Genomic DNA, 20,300 nt, shown 5'->3' on the forward strand with positions numbered 1-20,300 from the left:
CTAATGATTTTTACTGGCCAGGATGACCACGCCGTCTGCCCGCTCATGCCCCAGCCAACTGGTCCAGCCCAGGCGGCAGACGTTGTGCTCGCCAAGGTGCAACGGCCGGACCTCGCCCGCCGCCAACACCAGTCGCACGTCGTATTCCAAGGGGTCCCGGGCGGCAAAACGCACCAGCGCACACAGCGGCTCGTAACCCGCCCCGGTGGGCAAAAACTCGTGAAAACGCTGCCAATCGAGTGCCAATACATGAACCCTGAACATGCCACTGCGGTCGATAAGGCACTCCCCCAGCACCAGGTCCGACCCCAACGAGCTATAGGCGCGACCAAGGTCATTGCGCTGCTCCTGGTCGATCACTACCCTGCGCTCGACCCACTGCTCGATGACCAGCCGGTTGTGCTTGAAGTAATAACGCAGCACGGTCTCGATCAGCGCGGCGGAGTGCACGCGCAGGCTCAGCAGCCCCAGGTAGGGCAACAGGCGTTTCCAGTTCAGTTGAGCCGCGCTGCGAATCGCGCTGCCACCCAGGCCCACCCATGCAAACATCTGCTCGGAAAAGGGATCGCGGGCGCCCGTTTGAAAACTCGCCTGATAACGATATTTTCGCCAGATCGGCACTATCAGCCGGTGCAGGCGATGGTGAAAAAGATCAAGAAATTCCCGCGTCGGATTACCGCCCGCTACCTCGGCAAAGGCTTGCTCGCCATAGAACGCCGGCAGCGGTGACCCTGTACCAAACAGGCCCAGCACATTGAGGCGAAGCCGTGCCCGCAAATGGCCGTGCTCGACAAAAAACTCCACACGATCAATGTCGTTGCCGGGAAAGCCAAAGCCTGGGTTGGCCTGGAACTCCAATTGATCGTAGAGCGCATCATCGTCCAGCGAGGGATGCGCCTCGCGCAGGCGCTCGATAATCTGCGCAACCGCCTGAAACACCGAGTACTCGCGAATCACTCGGGACAGTGCGGTTAAAGCAGGGGCTGCTGGCCCATCCGGGGTGGCCATAGGTACACGTCTCCTTGTGTGCTGATGACTCGCAGTTCGTGGTACGAGTTGAGGCTGGCGTAAAGCGCGAAGAACTCGTTGAGCACCGAGGCAAAGACGAACACGTCGCCCTCCCCCAGGTAGCCTTCAGGATCGATGGTGAGGTCAACCCGTAAGCCGCGAAATGGCAGGCCTCGGTGCAGCCGGTCTACGGGCTGGTGACTGATCGAACGGAGGGCGCCCAGCCTTCGCCTGCTGACCTTTTCCACCTGGCGGTCGTGATAACGCGGCAGGTCGTAGGTTTCGAGGATCACCCTCAAGGCGTTGATATCGGTCAATGACAGATAGTTGAGCGACATATTGCTGATCAGTCGCCACAGGAAGTCGCTGTCCAGGGGTGGCGCAAAGCTGGGGGTTGCCGCGGTGATGTTGCGAAACGAGAGAAACTCGGGCGTCTGTTCGCACGCCTGATTGATATCGCCCACCTGCAGCAGGCATGGCAGGTTGTGGTTGGTGCAGGTCAGTTCAATCGACAGGGTTTCCTGTTCATGCACTGGACACCGGTCGAAACTCAGCCAGGTATCCAGGCCGGCATGTTGCAGGGATGGCCGCTGGCGAACGCCATAGCTGGGCGCGGCGCTGCCAAAATCGTGCTCAAACGATTCGAACGGTACATATTCCTGGTACCCGAGGCCTCCCGGCCGCCATCCCGTGACCTTGTCGACGGAAAATACACCGCAGTTCCCCCTGGCGTATTCGCCAGGCAACAACAGGTATTCGTCCTGCTTGCCGTCCAGGCGAATCGGTACGCCGTCGTGCTTGAACAGATTGACGATGGGCGTGCAGTACAGCTTCACGTTGTCCAGGGTAGGCGCCATTCGCTCAATACCGCGACCACGCATGTCGAAGCGTAACGTCACGCCATGTACCTGCTTGAGTACGTCAATAGGCAACCTGCTCAGCGCGCCAAGGCCACTCACATCGACAAACAGGTATTTGTCGGGAAAGGCGAAGTACTCCTGCAAATGGCGATAGCCACGAAAGGTATTCAACGGATAAGGGATCAGTGCCTCATCCTCGGAAAAGCCCACAGGACTGATATCGTTGCTGGACAGACGCAATGAAACAGGCTCGCCGTCGGCGCCGATGACCGGCAGCCCGTCGCGCCCGAAAGGCTGCAACTCGAACCCGTCCAGGTGACGCAAAAGCCCCAGGTAAAGCGCCTGGCTGACGGGCTGCTCCCCCGCGAGATGCAAACGCAGGCAGTTCAGTTCCAGCTCACTGAAGTTGCCCTCGGCCGTCATCTCCAGACGCAGGCAGAGCAAAGCGCCCTCACCCTGTACCGAGTACTCCATGGCGGCCAGTTGCAGCGGCAAGACCTGCGTCGGGTAACAGGTACGAAAACGGCAGCGTTCACCGTCGATCGCAATGCTTTCCACCGGTGTATCCCGCTCGACCCTGATGGCCGGCCCTGTGCGCTTGAGCGGATCAAACTGCAGCATGCTGAACGACGGCAGCGGCCGCATATAGTTGGGCCACAGCAGATGCATCAACGAGTGACTCAACTCCGGCAATTGATCATCAAGCTTCTGCCGCAGGCGACCGGTGAGGAATGCAAAACCCTCAAGCAACCGTTCTACGTCCGGGTCCTGGCCAGCGTCCCCGAGAAACGGCGCGAGTGCCGGGTTGCGCTCGCAGAAGCGTCGCCCCAACTGTCGCAGTGCGCTCAGCTCGCCCTGGTAGTAGCGGTTAAACGACATTCGGTTTGACCTCGACCCGTGCGCCGTGAGCCAGGCTGGCGCAAAAGGCGACCGCTTGCGTCATGCCATTGACTTCCATGGTCCCCTCGATGGAAAAAGCCAGCACCATCGGGTCACGGTCCTGTGGCAATGCCTTGACACGGACATCCTTCAGACGGGGTTCGTAGGCCTGGATAAAGCGCTCAATCAGGAACCGAGCCTGGCTCAACGCGTCATGCAGGCTGAGGCGCATGTCATTCAGATCAGGTAACCCGTAATCAGGTAGCGTCTGGACACTGCCCGCACGGGTGCTGAGCATTTTCGCCAGATGACCCGCCACGGATTCCACGACGCAACCTTGCGGGCTGCGCCCCACGCCGGACTCCAGGCGCTCGAAAAGGCTGCGGTTTTGGGTAATCACGTGGCGGCGGCTCATTCTTTATCGAGCTTGCCGACGAGCGACAGAGTGAAGTCTGCCCCCATGTACTTGAAGTGCGGGCGAACGCTCAGGTTGACGCGATACCAGCCGGGCTCCCCGTCGACATCACTGACAACAATGCGCGCAGCCCGAAGCGGGCGCCGTCCACGCACTTCGGTGCTGGGGTTGTCCTGGTCGGCGACGTATTGGCGAATCCATTTGTTGAGTTCCAGCTCAAGGTCGGTGCGCTCCTTCCACGACCCCAGCTGTTCACGCTGCAGCACCTTGAGATAGTGGGCCAGGCGATTGACGATCATCATGTACGGCAATTGGGTACCGAGCCGGTAATTCAGCTCGGCAGCCTTGCCTTCGGCACTGATTCCAAAAGACTTGGGTTTTTGCACCGAACTGGCGGAAAAGAACGCTGCATTGTCACTGCCCTTGCGCATGGTCAGGGCAATGAAGCCCTCTTGCGCCAGCTCGTATTCGCGTCGGTCGGATACCAGCACCTCGGTAGGAATCTTGGTTTCGATCTCGCCCATGCTGTGAAAGTGATGCAGCGGCAAGTCCTCCACTGCACCACCACTCTGCGGGCCGATAATGTTCGGGCACCAGCGATACCGGGCGAAACTGTCCGTCAAGCGGGTAGCAAAGGCATAGGCCGTATTACCCCACAGATAGTGTTCGTGGCTGCTGGCCACATGTTCCTGGTAGGCGAACGTCTTGACCGGACAATCAACGGGATCGTACGGCGTACGCAATAGAAAGCGCGGTACGGTGAGGCCGATGTAGCGGGCATCTTCGCTCTGGCGAAAACTCTGCCATTTGGCAAACTGCGGCCCTTCAAAATGGTCCTTCAGGTCCTTGAGGTCAGGCAGGCCGGTAAAGCTCTCCAGGCCGAAGAAGCCAGGGCCGGCCGCCGCAATGAACGGTGCATGAGCCATGCAGGCCACGCTGGAAACGTACTGCATCAGCCTGACATCGGGAGCACTGGGGGAAAGGAAATAATTGGCGATGATTGCCCCTACGGGCTGGCCGCCGAACTGACCGTATTCGGCACTGTAGATGTGCTTGTAGAGTCCGGACTGAGTCACCTCCGGTGAGTCCTCGAAGTCATCCAGCAGGTCCTGGCGGGAGACGCTGAGCAGTTCGATCTTGATGTTTTCACGAAAATTGGTGCGATCAACCAGCAACTGCAGGCCACGCCAGGAAGACTCCAGTGCCTGGAAGTCGGGATGGTGCAGGATTTCATCCATTTGCTGGCTGAGCCTTGCGTCAATCTCGGCAATCATCCGGTCAACCAGGCGCTTCTTGACCGGCTCGCCCTTGTTTTGCGGCTTGATCAGCTCCTCGATAAATGCCGAGACTCCACGCTTTGCAATGCTGTAGGCCTCGTCGTCGGCGCTGAGGCGGGTCTGGGCAATGATGTTGTCGAGAATGCTGTACTCATCCGTGATGGGCGCATGCGACGGGCTTTGGCTGGTAGTCATGGTGTCAGTGTCCTTTTAACTGAGAGAGTCATACGGCGGAGCTGTCCAGCCCCAATTCAGCCAATACCCGCTTGCGCGAATCGTCATCGGCGAGGGCATTTTCAATGGCCTTTCGAAAGCTCGGCGTGTTGCCCAGCGGCCCCTTGAGCGCCACAAGTGCATCGCGCAGGTCCATGAGCCTTTTCAGCTCGGGTATCTGCTCAACCAGCTGTGCAGGATTGAAGTCCTTCATCGAATTGATCCTGACCCGGATCGCCAACTCATCAGGTTCGGCTGAATCCTGCAGCCGGTTGGGGACGCTCAAGGCCAGGCCCAAGGCCTGCTTGGCCAGCACCTCGTCGAGGCTGTTCTTGTCGATGCCGACGGGCTTGCGGTCTTCGAGCTTGCGCAGGTCTTCACGCTGGGTGAAGTCGCCAAGCACCAGCAGTTTCAACGGCAGCTCGACCTCTTCCTGCGCAGTGCCGACGGCGGGTTTGAACGTGATATTGATGCGTTCCCTGGGGGCTACCGAACCTTCTTTCGCCATGGTGTTTCTCCTTTTTCGGGGGGCTCGAAAGCCTATTCAAGTACCGCTTCGAGATCGAAGTGGCACAGCCTGCGATGGACATCTTCCTTGCGCTCACGCACGGAATGGCTTTGGGGCAATACGTCACAGCAGCCATGCAAGAGCTGCAGCACTTCAACCGCCAGCTCGGGCTCCCAGCGCTGCAGGTCTGAGTGCTGCAGCTCGTGGTCCAGGTGATCGAGCTGGACTTTGGCCAGGTCATGCTTGCCTGCCAGCAAACACAACCTGGCCAGGCCAAGCCGCCAATGAAACCGGGCACGATCACCTGTTGCGGTTTGCATGCCCTGCTTGAGGGACCGCACAGCCACCTTGAACCCGTCCTTGCGCAGCACGGGCATGACGTCGTGCAACGCTTTGTCCCAAGGCGCAGCCGGGGCATCAGGTGCCGACCTGAGTGGAACCGGGGCTTGCAAATGGCGGGCAACCTGGGTGTTGATCCAGCCACGGGTGACGTCGTCGGCGAAGGGTGTTCCGTCGTGGAAGCGCAGCTGTGCAAGCCCCGGCAAGCGCTGGAGCAACAGCGCGAAGTGCACTTCCAGCTCGGTCATGGCCAGGTCGGCCTGGAGTGCCTGCAGGCACTCCCACACCCGGTACAAGCCGTCGAACCAGAAAGGTGCTCCGGCCAGGCTGCCCTCAAGCTCCAGCAGCAGGTCGGTATGCTGCCCTTGGGCAAAGCGCTCCTGATACCGCTTGAGCTTGTCGGGCGCCGGCCCGCGCAAAGGCGTTACCTGTTCGCTGTCACAGTCCGGAAGACTGGTGATCGTCAGCCAGGTCAACGTTCGGTTCAGACGCAGTGCGCGCAGGTCAGTGGCATTCTGACGCTGCCACCAGGCCGACAAGGGCCGGGCATGTTCCTGCAGCGTGCGCAGCAGCTTGTGGGCGTCCTTTTCGTTTTCCACAATGGGCTCGGGCGCCATCAACTGAGTCGCGACCTGCTTGATATGGGCGATCACCCCTGTGCTACCGCCTGCTGGAGGTTCGCTTTCGGTGGACTGTTGCAATCGGTCCGACAGCTGCCTGCGAACCGGCAGTAACAGTGGCGCGTCTTCGAGAAGGTGTTCGGTCCACAACTCGTCCAGCCGCGCCAGGTGTTCGAGCATGCAGTGGAACAAGGGCCGCTGATCCTTGAGCGAAACAGGTTGTGCAAGCACCTGCTCGAGGCGAGGGACCAGCCAGCCAAAGGCGGCACTGCGGGTACGCAGCTTGCCCGGATAAACGACCGCCCAATGATGCTCACAGAGGTAGCGCAGCAATCCGAGGCCTGCGAGTAGCCCGGGGAAGGACTCGCGCTGATGCAAGGCCCAGGTCAACCAGACAGCGACCCGCAAGTCCTTGGACTGGTGGCGTAACAGCGCCTCGCTTTTTTCCACAACCCATTGCCAGTCAGGCTGACTGTTTCCGTGAATGGAGTGCGCCTTGCCCAGTTCAGTTTCAAGCGCCTCATACTCGGTCGAAAAACGCATATCGGCCCCCGCATAACTCGTTTTCGAGTTGGGTGCCTGCGCAAGTTCGAGGTAATAATCGGAAAGCCTGTCTGAGTAAACCATTATGGGCCGCACTTTACTTTCCTGAACATGTTCAGTGAACTAATGGCCATTCAAGCGCACATCAGGACATTGATTAAAGTTTGCCTTCCCTACGAGAAGAGCACGAACCTTATCCATGCAAAAAGCATTGTTCAAGCCACCAAATAGCAGTTAAGGAGTTTCCTACAAGAATAGAAAAATCGCCGACGCGCAAGAATTTGCGCAGCCAAGGCGCCAGGCATCATCATGAATGAGGTGAACTCTGCGAATAACAACGCCCATCAACATGAGCAACTAACTGCACACCCCTGCGCAAACAAATACAACTAAATCGAATTAAAACCTTTAATGCCGTTCAAAATTAAAACCAATAAAATCTTAACCCCTGCTTTCATTGACGCTCAAACTTTCCGGCACGCTTCTTGATATCGAGCATTACCCGGCCGGCAAGTCCGTCGGCCGGGACGACCTCATTTATCAGGCAAGGAAAACCGTCATGCCAACACCCGCGTATCTATCCATCACCGGCACCAAGCAAGGCTTGATCACGGCAGGCACGTTCACCCAGGACTCGGTCGGCAACATTTACCAGGAAGGCCATGAAGACCAGATCCTGGTGGAAGCATTCCAGCATCAGGTGATCATTCCCCGTGACCCGCAATCCGGCCAGCCCACCGGCCAGCGTGTGCACAAGCCCCTGATGATCAGCAAGGTATTCGATAAATCGTCGCCATTGCTGTTCAGCGCATTGACCTCCGGGGAAATGGTCAAGTGCCGCCTTGAGTGGTACCGAACCTCTTCAGCCGGAACCCAGGAACACTACTTCACCATCGAGTTGGAAGACGCGATCCTGGTGGACATCCAGTCACGGATGCCCAATTGCCAGGACCCGAACAACGCACACTTCACGCACCTGGAGGATGTGTATTTCACTTACCGGAAAATCGTCTGGACCCATGAGGTCTCCGGTACCTCTGGCTCTGATGACTGGCGCAGCCCGGTAGCCGGCTAAGCAGCCACCGAAACAGAAACGGCATCGCCATGGACGGCACCGTTTCTGTCGGCCACTAGACCATCGCCAGCGGATGCTTGCGCTTCGGCGCCCCAAAAACCCGGTCAATCGCGTCCAGGTCGTGCTCATCCAGCACCAGCTTCGCCGCTGCGGCATTGAGCCGGACATGCTCTGGCGTAACCGCCTTGGGAATCGCGATCACCCCGTCCTGGCGCAAGACCCAGGCCAGGGAAACCTGGGCGGGTGTGACCTCGTGGCGACGGGCAATTTGCTTGAGGGTCGGGCTGGCCAACAGCTCGCCACCCTGGGCGATGGGACAGTAGGCCATCAAGGGTAAATTGTGTTGCTGCCACCATGGCAGCAGGTCGAACTCGATGCCGCGCTCCTCGATGTTGTAGAGCACCTGATTGGTGGCACAGGCCGGGGAAGCCAGCTCCTGCAGGTCTGCTACATCAAAGTTGGACACACCCCAACGACCGATCTTGCCTGCCTCACGCATGCGCTCGAAGGCTTCTACCGTTTCTTCAAGGGGGTATTGCCCACGCCAATGCAACAGATACAGATCAATGTAGTCGGTGCCCAGGCGCTGGAGGCTGGCCTCACATGCACGTGGAATGCCCTTGTGGCTGGCATTGTGCGGGTACACCTTGCTGACCAGGAACACCTGGTCGCGCTTGCCGCGAATCGCCTCGCCGACGACTTCTTCGGCACCGCCTTCGCCATACATTTCAGCGGTATCGATCAGGGTCATGCCCTCATCGATACCCAGTTGCAACGCGGCCACTTCGGCGCTGCGCTTGCCGGGATCCTCGCCCATGCGCCAGGTCCCCTGGCCGATGACAGGGACGGGTACGCCGGCCAGATCAATGGTGCGCATGACAACCTCCTGATGAATTTGCGAATTAACAGTGTGGCACCGACTGGACAAAAGGGTTCAATCGAAGGAAGGTGGCCCTTTCCATCCCAGCCATAGAAAGGGCATGCAATGCTGTTTGTGGTCATGTTGGGGGGTAAGCACCCCCGGGCGAAAATCGAAGTGCATGATGTGGTGTTCGCCGTCGCCGACACCCTGGAAGCCGCCTACCCGCAACTGCGCGAGGGCTGGTTTGGCAGCCAGAAAGGTGTGCATATCGACTCCTGGATGACGGTGGATGGCGTTGACGGCTGGAAAGTCCAGCTCAGCCACCTGGCGCCGAACGCCGGGGCGCCGCGCCTGTACTTCATCAACCTGGGCGGGTATGAATCGAACGTCTTTGGCGAGGCACACCACTACCTGCTGGTGGTTGCGCGCACGGCCAGGGAGGCGGCAGCCCAAGGCAAACAGCAGATGCTCACGCACTGGACGCAATCCCACACCGACGGCGTACTGGATATCGACGACTGCCTGCCCATCGACCTGGTAGACGGGCGCTACATCCACCTGGAACCCGGCGTACACCGCCCGGTCATCACGCGAAACGACTACATCGTACTGCCCTGACCGCCTCCTACCCGAACAGGGTATGGCGCCCCACCCGCCACCTGCCTGAAAGTGCAATCAGCCCCTCGGCCTGACAACAAGCACAACATCAAGGTGGGTTCGCCATGCATAAAGCCGTTATCGCCCTGTTCAGCGCTGTATTGCTTGCATCAACGTCCGTCAGCCAGGCCGCTGACGACCCGGGCAACACCTTGCGCATCTACAACTGGGCCGATTACATCGGGGAACACACCCTCGCCGACTTCGAGAAAGCCACCGGCATCAAGGTGATCTACGACACCTACGACTCCTACGAAACCGTGCAGGGCAAGCTGCTGTCCGGGCGCTCGGGTTATGACCTGGTGGTGCTCAACGCGTCCCTGGTGCCGCTGCTGATCAAGGCCAAGGCCTTCCAGCCCCTCAACAAAGCGCTGCTGCCGGACTGGAACAACCTCGACCCGCAAGTGCTGAAAAGCCTGGAAACCCATGATCCGGGCGTGACCTATTCCGCGCCTTACACCTGGGGCAGCAATGGCGTGACCTACAACATCGACAAGATCAAGGAACGCATGCCGGATGCGCCCATCGGCTCACTGGCGATGATCTTCGATCCCAAGATCGTTTCGCGCTTCGCCGACTGTGGCATCACCTTCATCGACTCCCCTACCGACATGATCCCGCTGGCCCTGACCTACCTCGGCCTGGACCCCAACAGCGTGGCGCCCAAAGACCTCAAGGCCGCTCAGGACGTGCTGATGGCCGTGCGCCCGTACATCCGCAAATTCGACTCCAGCGGTTTTATCAACGGCCTGGCCAATGGCGAGCTATGCATGGCCACCACCTGGTCCGGCGACTACGCCACGTCCCAGGCCCGGGCGGCGGAAGCCGGGGCCAAGGTCAACCTGGGTTACTTCATCCCCAGGGAAGGCTCGCTGATCTGGTTCGATAACTTCTACATCCCGGCCGACGCACCCCATGTGGCGAATGCCCACAAGTTCATCGAGTTCCTCCTGCAACCGCAAGTGATCGCCGGCGTCAGCAACACCATTCACTACGCCAACAGCAACCTGGCCTCCAAGCCCTTTGTAAATGCCGATATACGCGACAACCCGGCCATCTACCCGGACCCGGCGACGATGCAGCGCTTGTTCACCCAGAAAAGCCAGTCCCAAGCCGCCGTGCGCCTGATCACCCGTACCTGGAATGCCGTGAAGACCGGCAAGTGAAACCCAGCCATTGAAGGTAAACGCCATGACCCTGCCAAATCCTGACTTTTTCGCCCAGTTCGACCACGACCAACTGGACGCCGCCGACAAGGCCCATTACATGCACGGTTTTCATATGTTCGACGAACACCGTGAACAAGGCTCACTGAATATCGCGGCGGGTGACGGCGCCTACATCTACGACACCGCCGGCAACCGCTACCTGGATGCGGTCGGCGGCATGTGGTGTACGAATATCGGCCTGGGCCGCGAGGAAATGGCAGACGCCATCGCCAACCAGGTTCGCCAGCTGGCGTACTCCAACCCGTTCTGCGACATGGCCAACGTCACCGCTATCGAACTGTGCGCCAAGCTTGCCAGCCTGGCTCCCGGCGATCTTGATCATGTGTTCCTGACCACCGGCGGTTCCACGGCTGTCGATACCGCCTATCGTCTGGTGCAGTTCTATCAGAACAGTCGCGGCAAGCATGAGAAGAAACACATCATCTCGCGCTTCAGTGCGTATCACGGCTCGACGTTCCTCACGATGTCCATCGGCAACAAGGCCGCCGACCGCGCGCCGGAATTCGATTTCATGAGCGACTTGTTCCACCACATTTCGTGCCCCAACTACTACCGGGCGCCGCAGGGCATGAGCGAGGCGCAGTTCCTCGATTTCCTGGTGGATGAGTTCGAAGACAAGATCCTGACCATCGGCGCCGACAAAGTGGCCGCGTTCTTTGCCGAACCGATCATGGGCTCGGGCGGCGTGATCATTCCGCCCAAGGGTTACCACCGGCGCATGTGGGAAGTCTGCCAACGTTATGACCTGCTCTACGTGGCGGATGAAGTGGTGACGTCCTTCGGCCGGCTGGGAAAATTCTTCGCCTCCCAGGAAGTGTTCGACATGCAACCGGACATCATCACCACCGCCAAGGGCCTGACGTCCGGCTACCTGCCGTTGGGCGCGTGTATTTTCTCGGACCGCATCTGGCAAGTGATCGGCGAGCCGGGCAAGGGCCGCTGCTTTACCCACGGCTTCACCTACAGCGGCCACCCGGTGAGTTGCGTGGCGGCGCTGAAGAACATCGAGATCATCGAGCGGGAGAACCTGCTGGCCCATGTCGAAGACGTCGGCGTGTACCTCGAACAGCGCCTGCAAACCCTGGCCAGCCTGCCGCTGGTGGGCGATGTGCGCTGCCAGCGGCTGATGGCCTGCATTGAGTTCGTCGCCGACAAACACACCAAGGCGCTGCTGCCGGACGCGGTGAACATCGGCGAGAAGATCCACCTGCGGGCCCAGGCCAAAGGCTTGCTGGTACGGCCCATTGGCCACCTGAATGTGATGTCGCCGCCGCTGATCATCACCCATGCCCAGGTGGATCAAGTGGTGGAAATCCTGCGCCAGTGCATCCTCGACACCGCCGAAGAGCTGCGCCAGAGCGGCGAGTATCAAGGCCGATGAGCCTGGGCGCCCCGGTGCTTTTGCCGGGGCCCTGGCCGGCGGGTAGACTGGCCGGCATGAACGAGCATGCCGATCACTGCCCTGCCCCGTCCTTCCAGGTGCTTGACGCCTGGAATGGTGCGTTGGCCCACGCCTTCGCCAGCGTCGACGAAGCGTCATTCCTTGAACACCTGGCCTGCGCCCTCAGTGCGCTGACCCCTATCGAATCGATGATGATCAGCCTGGAGCGCCAGGGTCAGGCGCCACACTTGCTCTACCAGCAAGGCATCCCCCGGCCGCACTACGAAGAGATCATCAACCGTTACTTCTCCCGGGGCTACCTGCTGGACCCGTTCTGTCTCGCGGTAGACAAGGGCCTGGCCGAAGGTTTCTACCACCTGGCGCAGATCGCCCCGGACGATTTCTTCAACAGCGAGTACTACAAAACCTACTACCTGCGCAGCGGCGGCGCCCAGGAGAGCTACTACATCGTCGACCTGTGCCCCAACAGCAAGATTTCGTTGTGCATGTTCCAGGGGCTGAGTGCCGGCCAGTTCAGCGACGAACAACTGGCACTGCAACGAACCGCCCAACCCATCGTGCGCGAACTGCTGCGCCGCTTCGGCACCACGGGCGGGTTATGCAAGGTGATCAGCGACGAGGCCTTCACCCAGACCCAGGTGCATCAGCAGATTGAAGCGGCGTTCATGCATTTTGGCAGCGGCGTATTGACCGTGCGCGAACGGGAAATCGCCCACCTGATATTGCGCGGGCACTCGGTGAAATCCACCGCGCAGGTGCTGGGCATTTCCCCGGAAACCGTGCGCATGCACCGCAAGCATTTGTATACCAAGCTTGAAATCAACTCCCAGGCGGAGCTGTTTGCGCTGTTTATCGATTGGCTGACCCACAGCGGCGTAATGGCCCGATCCTGACCGTCCAGGCAACCCAGGGGAACTTTGCCAGGAAATAACCACCTGAATCCGGTACGCTCAGCATTTTTACCCAAGGAGATACCCCTCATGGCCAAAGCCACCGCCCGTCACATCCTCGTTGCCACCGAAGACAAGTGCAACGAACTGAAAGCGCAAATCGAAGGCGGCGCCGACTTCGCCGAAGTTGCCAAAGCCAACTCGTCCTGCCCGTCCAGCCGTCAAGGCGGCGACCTCGGTTCGTTCGGCCCGGGCCAAATGGTCAAGGAATTCGACACCGTCGTATTCAGCGCCCCGGTCAACACCGTGCAAGGCCCAGTGAAAACCCAGTTCGGTTATCACCTGCTGGAAGTAACCAGCCGTCAGGACTGATCCAGTCCGCGCTAATGTTTAAAACAACGGCCCACCCTTTGGTGGGCCGTTGTGCATCTGTGACAGTGTGATGACTGGCGAGGCGTACGCGCATAGCGTACAAATCCCTTTACCTCTTCACCCGGCGCCCAAGGCTGATAATGCGAGTCGCTTTTTCTACCCTGTTTTGCTCCACCCTGGCCCTGTTGCTGGCCAGCACCGCCGTGATCGCCGCGCCGCAATCGGCATTGACCGTGTACGGCGAGCCGGCCAAATACCAACCCGGCTTCACCCATTTCGACTACGCCAACCCCAATGCCCCCAAGGGCGGCAGCCTGCGGCGTTCGGCGATCGAAATCGGGCGCTACGACCATGTACTGCCTTATGGCGACAAAGGCATCGGGGTCAGCCAGGTCGACGGCTGGCTGTATTCGCCCCTGGCCCTGCGTTCGCTGGACGAGCCCTACACGGTCTACGGCCTGGTGGCGGAAAAGATGGAGCGGTCAGACGACGGTCTGTCCCTGCGTTTCTACCTGAACCCCAAGGCGCGCTTCGCCGATGGCCAACCGATCACCGCCGAAGACGTGCGTTACTCCTTTGACCTGCTGATGACCCAGGGCAGCCTGCGCTACCGCACGCTGTTCGCCGACGTCAAACACGTCGAAGTCGAAGGCCCGCGCCAGGTGCGCTTCGATTTCGCAAGCAATGAAAACCGCACCCTGCCCCTGGATGTCGCGACCCTGCCGGTGTTCCCCGAACATTGGTGGAAGACCCGCAACTTCGCCGACGGCGGCGGCTACGAGATTCCCCTCGGCAGCGGCCCCTACACCATCAGCAAGGTGGATGCCGGCAACACCATCACGTTCAAGCGTGACCCGAACTGGTGGGGCAAAGACCTGCCCATCAGCCGCGGCCTGTACAACTTCGATCACCTGAGCCTGGAATACTTCGGCGACACCGAAGTCGCGCGCCAGGTCCTGCGGGGCGGTGCCTACGACTTCAACCGCGAATTCTCCGCCACCGGCTACTCCATCGGCTACAACGGCCCGGCCCTCGATGATGGCCGCCTGCAACGCGCGCACCTGGCCAAGGAGGCACCGCAGCCGGCCCAGGGCTACGTGTTCAACGTGCAAAAACCGATGTTCAAGGACCGCCGCGTGCGCCAGGCCCTGGCCATGCTGTGGGACTTCGAGTGGGCCAACCGGCAGATGATGCGCAACATGTACATCCGTCAGCAAAGCTTCTTCTCCAACAGCCCGCTGGCGGCGACCCAACTGCCGGATGCCCAGGAACTGGCGATCCTGGAACCTTTGCGCGGGCAGATTCCCGACGAAGTCTTCACCCAGGTGTTCAAGGCCCCCACCACTGACGGCACCGGGATGATCCGCGACAAGCAGCTGCAAGCCCTGGCCCTGCTGGAACAGGCCGGCTGGAAGCCCGACGGTGACAAGCTGGTGAATGCCGAGGGCGAGCCGCTGGAGTTCACCTTCCTCAACGCCCAGAACGGCCTTGAGCGCCTGTTGTTGCCGTACAAGCGCAACCTGGCGCAGATCGGCATCACCCTCAACATCCGCCGCATTGACTCCTCGCAATACGTCAACCGCCTGATGGCCCGGGACTACGACATGATCGTCACCGGCTTCCCGGTTACCACTTCGCCGGGGATGGAGCTGTACAACTACTTCGGTTCGGCCGCCGCGTTTGATACCGGCGCCAACAACTACATGGTGCTGAAAGACCCGGCCGTCGACAGCCTGATCAACGGCCTGGTCAAGGCTGATACCCAGTCGCTGATGCTCAGTTACGCCCACGCCCTGGACCGCGTGCTGCAATGGAATTACCTGTGGATCCCCAACTACTACCCGCCGGGCACCTCCGCCGCGTGGTGGAACCGCTTCGGCCGCCCGGCCGTGGAAGCCAAGACCGATGAGGCCCTGGAAACCTGGTGGGAAATCAGCCCCACACCGCTCACTAACGAGCAGATGAAAGCCGAACTGACCAAACGCCCGGGAGCCCGCTGATGTTTGCCTATATCGTGCGGCGCCTGCTGCTGATCATTCCCACCCTGGTGATTATCCTGCTGGTGAACTTCGTTATCGTGCAGGCCGCGCCCGGCGGGCCGGTGGAACAGGCCATCGCCCACCTGCAAGGCATCGGTGGCGGTGGCGTCGGCGGCTCGTCTGCCGAAAGCCTCAGCAGCGGCTCCCGGGCCAGCCGTGGCCTGGACCCGAAACTGATCAAGGACATCGAAAAACAATACGGCTTCGACAAGCCCGCGCCGGAACGCCTGTGGCTGATGCTCAAGAGCTACGCCCAGTTGGACTTCGGCAACAGCTTCTTCCGTGGCAAAAGCGTGACCGACCTGATCCTCGAAAAGATGCCGGTGACCATTTCCCTCGGCCTGTGGGCCACCTTGATCACCTACCTGGTGTCGATCCCGCTGGGCATTCGCAAGGCGGTGCGCCATGGCAGCAGTTTCGATGTGTGGAGCAGCACCGCGATCGTGATTGGCTATGCGATGCCGGCGTTCCTGTTTGCGATGTTCCTGATCGTGGTGTTCGCCGGCGGCACTTCGTTGAACTGGTTCCCGGTGCGCGGGCTGGTCTCGGAAAACTTCGACCAGTTGAGCACCGTCGGCAAGATCGCCGATTACTTCTGGCACCTGGTACTGCCGGTCAGCGCCCTGGTGATCGGCGGCTTCGCCACCTTGACCATCCTCACGAAAAACTCGTTCCTCAATGAAATCACCCGCCAGTACGTGGTCACCGCCCGGGCCAAAGGCTTGAGTGAACGCCGGGTGCTTTACGGGCATGTGTTCCGCAATGCCATGCTGTTGGTGATCTCGGGGATTCCCCAGGCATTTATCGCGGTGTTCTTTGCCGGTTCGCTGCTGATCGAGGTGATCTTCTCCCTCGACGGCCTCGGACGCATGAGCTACGAAGCTGCAGTTTCACGGGATTATCCGGTGGTGTTCGGTTCGTTGTTTATCTTCACGCTGTTTGGCCTTTTGATAAAACTCATCGGTGACCTCTGCTACACCCTGGTGGACCCGCGTATCGACTTCGCCGCGAGGAACGCCTGATGCTCAAGCTCTCTCCCGTGGCCCGTCGGCGCTTTGAACGCTTCAAGAAAAACCGTCGCGGCTGGTGGTCGCTGTGGCTGTTTATCGGCCTGTTTATCCTGACCCTCGGCGGCGAGTTGATCGCCAATGACAAACCCCTGGTGCTCAGCTACCAGAACGAACTGTATTTCCCGGTGTTCAAGCGCTACACCGAGCAGGAGTTCGGCGGGCAACTGCCATTCCAGGCGGATTACCGCAGTGAATACGTGCAGAACCTGATCAAGAAGGACGGCGGCTGGATGCTGTTCCCGCCAATCCCGTTCAGCGACGACACCCCCAACTATGAACTGACCCGCCCTGCCCCCAGCCCGCCTTCCAGCGTGAACTGGCTGGGCACCGATGACCAATCCCGCGACGTGCTGGCGCGGGTGATCTTCGGCGCCCGGGTGTCGATCCTGTTTGCCCTGGCCCTCACGGCCATCAGCGCCGCCATCGGCATCGCGGCGGGTGCGTTGCAGGGATATTACGGCGGCTGGGTCGACTTGCTCGGGCAACGAATATTGGAAGTGTGGTCCGGGCTGCCGGTGCTGTACCTGCTGATCATCCTGTCAGGCTTTGTCGAACCGAATTTCTGGTGGCTGCTGGGGATCATGGCACTGTTTTCCTGGCTGGCCCTAGTGGACGTGGTGCGCGCCGAGTTCCTGCGGGGGCGCAACCTGGAGTACGTCAAGGCCGCGCGGGCGTTGGGCCTGGGGGACGGCAAGATCATCCGCCGGCATATCCTGCCGAACGCGATGACCGCGACCCTGAGCTACCTGCCGTTCATTTTGACCGGGGCGATTTCTACCCTGAGCGCCCTGGATTTCCTCGGTTTCGGCATGCCCGCCGGCAGCGCGTCATTGGGTGAGCTGATCGCCCAGGGCAAGCAGAACCTACAAGCGCCGTGGCTGGGGTTGACCGCGTTTTTCACCCTGGCGCTGATCCTGTCGTTGCTGGTGTTTATCGGCGAGGCGTTGCGTGACGCCTTCGACCCACGCTCATGAAGGCCGTTGAGATGACTGAAAACCTGATCGAGATTCGCGACCTGAGTGTCGCCTTCAACGGCCAGACCGTGGTGCGCAAGCTGTGCCTGGACGTGCGCCCCGGCGAGTGCCTGGCGCTGGTGGGCGAGTCGGGTTCGGGCAAATCGGTGACCGCCCATTCGATCCTGCAACTGCTGCCCGAAGCCGGCACCGAAACCACCGGCTCGGTGCGCTATCGCGGCCAGGAACTGCTCGGCGCCTCGCCCGCCACCCTGCAAAAACTGCGGGGCAACCGGATTGCGATGATCTTCCAGGAGCCGATGACGTCCCTGAATCCGCTGCACAGCATCGAGAAGCAGATCGGCGAAACCCTGCTGTTGCACAAGGGCCTGGGCGGCAAACAGGCCCAGGCGCGGATCCTCGAATTGCTCGAACTGGTGGGCATCCAGAAACCCCGGGAACGCCTCAAGGCCTACCCCCACCAACTCTCCGGCGGCCAGCGCCAGCGGGTGATGATCGCCATGGCCCTGGCCTGTGAGCCAGAACTGCTGATTGCCGATGAGCCGACGACTGCACTGGATGTGACGGTGCAGCGCAAGATCCTGCTGCTGCTCAAGTCACTGCAACAACGCCTGGGCATGTCGCTGCTGCTGATCAGCCACGACCTCAACCTGGTGCGCAGCATTGCCCAGCGGGTGTGCGTGATGAAGGCCGGGGAGATTGTCGAACAGGCGGATTGCGAAACCCTGTTCTGCGCCCCGCAGCACCCTTACAGCCGCCTGCTGCTGGATGCTGAACCGGCAGGCATCGTCTTGAATCACGAGGCGCGGGAGACGGTGTTGCAGGTGGATAACCTGAGTGTGCAGTTCCCGCTGGGCGGCGGGCTGTTCCGGCGCAAGCAGTACCTGCAAGCGGTGGACGGCATCAGCCTGGAGGTACAGCGCGGCAAGACACTGGGGATTGTCGGCGAGTCCGGCTCGGGCAAATCCACCCTGGGCCAGGCGATTCTGCGGCTGCTGGATTCCAGCGGCGCGATTCGCTTCCAGGGCGAGGCCCTCGACGGCCTGACGCAAAAGCAGATGCAGCCGTGGCGCAAGCAGATGCAGGTGGTGTTCCAGGACCCGTTCGGCAGCCTCAGCCCGCGGATGTCGGTGGCGCAGATCATCAGCGAAGGCCTGGAAGTGCATGCGCCGTGCAGCCTCAAGGACCGCGAAGCCCAAGTGATTCGCGTGCTGGAAGATGTGGGCCTGGACCCTGCCAGCCGCCATCGCTACCCCCATGAATTCTCCGGCGGCCAGCGCCAGCGCATCGCCATCGCCCGTGCGCTGGTGCTCAAGCCGGCGCTGATCCTGCTGGACGAACCCACCTCGGCGCTGGACCGTACCGTGCAGAAACAGGTGGTCGCCCTGCTGCTTGAGCTGCAGGAAAAGTACGGCCTGACGTACCTGTTTATCAGCCATGACCTGGCGGTGGTGCGGGCCCTGGCCCACGACATGATCGTGATCAAGGACGGCAAGGTGGTGGAACGCGGGCCCAGCGATGAAGTGTTTGCCGCGCCTCAACACCCTTACACCCGGGAACTCCTCGCGGCGGCGCACCCATGAGCACCACTGGCAGCCTCAAGGATTACCAATACGTTCGCGGCCTGGCGATCCAGTCGCTGTTCGAGATCATCGAGCAGTCCAGCGAAGGCACGGTGATTGTCGACGGTGACGCGAACATCGTCTGGATGAACGAGCGCTACGCCAAGCGCTTCGGCCTGAAAAGCGCCGACGAAGCCATCGGGCAACCCTGCGAGCAGGTGATTTCCAACAGCCTGTTGCGCCAGGTGGTGCGTAACGACCAGCCGATATTGCTGGATATCCAGGACACGCCCAAAGGCCCGCTGGTGGTGATGCGCCTGCCGATCCATGACGACGCCGGCAAGGTGATCGGCGCCATCGGGTTTGCGTTGTTTGATGAGCTGCGCAACCTGTCGCCGCTGATCGAGCGTTACCTGAGCATGCAGCAGGAACTGGCTTCCACTCGGTCGCTGCTGAGGTCGCGGCAGAGTAAATACAACTTCGCGCACTTTATCGGCACCAGCGCGGCCAGCCTGGAAGTCAAACGTCGGGCGCGGCGCAGTGCGAGCGCGGAGTCGCCAGTGTTGCTGCTGGGGGAAACCGGGACCGGCAAGGAGCTGCTGGCCCAGGCGATTCATGGTGCATCGCCTCGCGCCCATAAAGCTTTCGTCAGCATCAACAGCGCAGCCATCCCGCATGATTTGCTGGAGGCGGAATTCTTCGGCACCGCGCCCGGCGCGTTTACCGGCGCCGACCGCAAGGGCCGCCCCGGCAAGTTGCAGATTGCCCAGGGCGGCACGCTGTTTCTGGATGAGATCGGCGACATGCCGCTACCACTGCAAAGCAAATTGCTGCGGGTGTTGCAGGAGAAAGAGTTCGAGCCGGTGGGCTCCAACGAGATGATCCACAGCGATGTGCGGGTGATTGCGGCCACGTCCATGGACCTGGAAGCGGCAATCAAGCGCGGGGAGTTTCGGGCGGACCTGTATTACCGGCTGAATGTGCTGCCGATCCAGGTACCGCCGCTGCGCGAGCGGCTGGATGATTTGCCGGCGTTGAGCGAGGCGATTCTGGAGGAGTTGCGCAGCCAGCATGAGCTGGACCGCGAGGCCTTGGCGTTATTGGCGCAGCATGCGTGGCCGGGGAATATCCGCGAGCTGCGCAATGTGCTGGAGCGGGCGGCACTGTTGAGTGATGACCTGGTGCTGGATGCCAGTGAAATTCGCGCAGCAATTGGTACATTCAGCCCGGTTGAGCAGAGTTCGGTAGAGACCGTTGAGGGCGAGAGTTTCAGCGCGGCCCGGGAGCGGTTTGATCGGCAGGTGATTGGGGCGGCGTTGAAGGCGTGTGAAGGGAATGTGGTGGAGGCGGCGAAGCGGCTGGGGCTGGGCCGGTCGACCTTGTACAAGAAAATGGTTGCGCTAGGCATCGCCTAGTCTCCAAAAAGAGACACAATTCCAAATACAGAGAAAATCCAATGTGGGAGCGGGCTTGCTCGCGAATGCGGTGTGTCAGTGCCTGAATTAC

General features: G+C 60.6%; 18 protein-coding genes. 11 read left to right on the forward strand and 7 right to left on the reverse strand.

Annotation, left to right across the window (positions count from 1 at the left end; all coding sequences use genetic code 11):
- The 6 genes from tssG to tssA are packed head-to-tail and all read right to left on the reverse strand — an operon-like array spanning position 1 to position 6,746.
- Positions 1–1,008 (reverse strand): type VI secretion system baseplate subunit TssG, encoded by a 1,008-nt coding sequence (tssG, locus tag ACW9I6_RS11050; RefSeq protein WP_177041646.1) that lies wholly within the window; start codon positions 1,006–1,008, stop codon positions 1–3.
- Positions 972–2,747, reverse strand: a complete 1,776-nt coding sequence (gene tssF, locus ACW9I6_RS11055; RefSeq protein ID WP_177041644.1) for a type VI secretion system baseplate subunit TssF — start codon at positions 2,745–2,747, stop codon at positions 972–974. The genes tssG and tssF overlap by 37 nt, the downstream gene beginning before the upstream one ends.
- Positions 2,737–3,162: a type VI secretion system baseplate subunit TssE gene (gene tssE, locus ACW9I6_RS11060; protein WP_457339286.1), complete on the reverse strand. Its 426-nt coding sequence runs from the start codon at positions 3,160–3,162 to the stop codon at positions 2,737–2,739. The genes tssF and tssE overlap by 11 nt, the downstream gene beginning before the upstream one ends.
- The gene (gene tssC, locus ACW9I6_RS11065; RefSeq protein WP_003208039.1) at positions 3,159–4,634 is read right to left on the reverse strand and encodes a type VI secretion system contractile sheath large subunit; all 1,476 of its coding nucleotides are present in this window, start codon (positions 4,632–4,634) and stop codon (positions 3,159–3,161) included. The genes tssE and tssC overlap by 4 nt, the downstream gene beginning before the upstream one ends.
- 28 nt (positions 4,635–4,662) lie before the next feature.
- Positions 4,663–5,160: a type VI secretion system contractile sheath small subunit gene (gene tssB, locus ACW9I6_RS11070; protein WP_102369331.1), complete on the reverse strand. Its 498-nt coding sequence runs from the start codon at positions 5,158–5,160 to the stop codon at positions 4,663–4,665.
- Between the two features lie 32 nt (positions 5,161–5,192).
- Positions 5,193–6,746 carry a type VI secretion system protein TssA gene (tssA, locus tag ACW9I6_RS11075; protein ID WP_457339287.1) on the reverse strand — a complete coding sequence of 518 codons (1,554 nt, stop codon included), beginning with the start codon at positions 6,744–6,746 and terminating at the stop codon, positions 5,193–5,195.
- Positions 6,747–7,221: 475 nt separating this feature from the next.
- Between tssA and ACW9I6_RS11080 the strand changes: the two genes are divergently transcribed.
- Complete coding sequence (locus ACW9I6_RS11080) at positions 7,222–7,737, forward strand: Hcp family type VI secretion system effector (protein WP_003208034.1); 516 nt, start codon at positions 7,222–7,224, stop codon at positions 7,735–7,737.
- Between the two features lie 55 nt (positions 7,738–7,792).
- Here the strand turns inward: ACW9I6_RS11080 and ACW9I6_RS11085 are convergent, their stop codons facing one another.
- On the reverse strand, positions 7,793–8,614 hold the full coding sequence (locus ACW9I6_RS11085) for an aldo/keto reductase (RefSeq protein ID WP_177050094.1): 822 nt from the start codon (positions 8,612–8,614) through the stop codon (positions 7,793–7,795).
- A gap of 108 nt (positions 8,615–8,722) precedes the next feature.
- Between ACW9I6_RS11085 and ACW9I6_RS11090 the strand changes: the two genes are divergently transcribed.
- From ACW9I6_RS11090 to ACW9I6_RS11135, 10 genes are all read left to right on the forward strand, one after another.
- The gene (locus tag ACW9I6_RS11090) at positions 8,723–9,217 is read left to right on the forward strand and encodes a DUF1543 domain-containing protein (protein ID WP_003208031.1); all 495 of its coding nucleotides are present in this window, start codon (positions 8,723–8,725) and stop codon (positions 9,215–9,217) included.
- A gap of 104 nt (positions 9,218–9,321) precedes the next feature.
- The gene (locus ACW9I6_RS11095) at positions 9,322–10,422 is read left to right on the forward strand and encodes a polyamine ABC transporter substrate-binding protein (protein WP_457339288.1); all 1,101 of its coding nucleotides are present in this window, start codon (positions 9,322–9,324) and stop codon (positions 10,420–10,422) included.
- A gap of 25 nt (positions 10,423–10,447) precedes the next feature.
- Positions 10,448–11,866, forward strand: coding sequence for an aminotransferase (locus tag ACW9I6_RS11100; protein ID WP_177123062.1), 1,419 nt, complete (start codon positions 10,448–10,450; stop codon positions 11,864–11,866).
- Positions 11,867–11,922: 56 nt separating this feature from the next.
- Entirely contained in the window at positions 11,923–12,780 is an 858-nt protein-coding gene (locus tag ACW9I6_RS11105; protein ID WP_102370284.1) for a response regulator transcription factor, read from the forward strand.
- 87 nt (positions 12,781–12,867) lie between these two features.
- Positions 12,868–13,149 (forward strand): peptidylprolyl isomerase, encoded by a 282-nt coding sequence (locus ACW9I6_RS11110; protein WP_003208024.1) that lies wholly within the window; start codon positions 12,868–12,870, stop codon positions 13,147–13,149.
- A 140-nt stretch (positions 13,150–13,289) separates the two neighbouring features.
- Positions 13,290–15,149, forward strand: coding sequence for an extracellular solute-binding protein (locus ACW9I6_RS11115; RefSeq protein ID WP_003208022.1), 1,860 nt, complete (start codon positions 13,290–13,292; stop codon positions 15,147–15,149).
- Positions 15,149–16,210, forward strand: a complete 1,062-nt coding sequence (locus tag ACW9I6_RS11120) for a microcin C ABC transporter permease YejB (RefSeq protein ID WP_003208021.1) — start codon at positions 15,149–15,151, stop codon at positions 16,208–16,210. Before ACW9I6_RS11115 ends, ACW9I6_RS11120 begins: the two co-directional genes overlap by 1 nt.
- Positions 16,210–17,232, forward strand: coding sequence for an ABC transporter permease (locus ACW9I6_RS11125; protein ID WP_003208019.1), 1,023 nt, complete (start codon positions 16,210–16,212; stop codon positions 17,230–17,232). The genes ACW9I6_RS11120 and ACW9I6_RS11125 overlap by 1 nt, the downstream gene beginning before the upstream one ends.
- An 11-nt stretch (positions 17,233–17,243) precedes the next feature.
- Positions 17,244–18,815, forward strand: coding sequence for an ABC transporter ATP-binding protein (locus tag ACW9I6_RS11130; protein WP_008436992.1), 1,572 nt, complete (start codon positions 17,244–17,246; stop codon positions 18,813–18,815).
- Complete coding sequence (locus tag ACW9I6_RS11135; protein WP_134326862.1) at positions 18,812–20,209, forward strand: sigma-54 interaction domain-containing protein; 1,398 nt, start codon at positions 18,812–18,814, stop codon at positions 20,207–20,209. Before ACW9I6_RS11130 ends, ACW9I6_RS11135 begins: the two co-directional genes overlap by 4 nt.
- Positions 20,210–20,300: the final 91 nt, after the last annotated feature.

The sequence above is a fragment of the Pseudomonas sp. SDO5522_S412 genome, assembly GCF_054071215.1.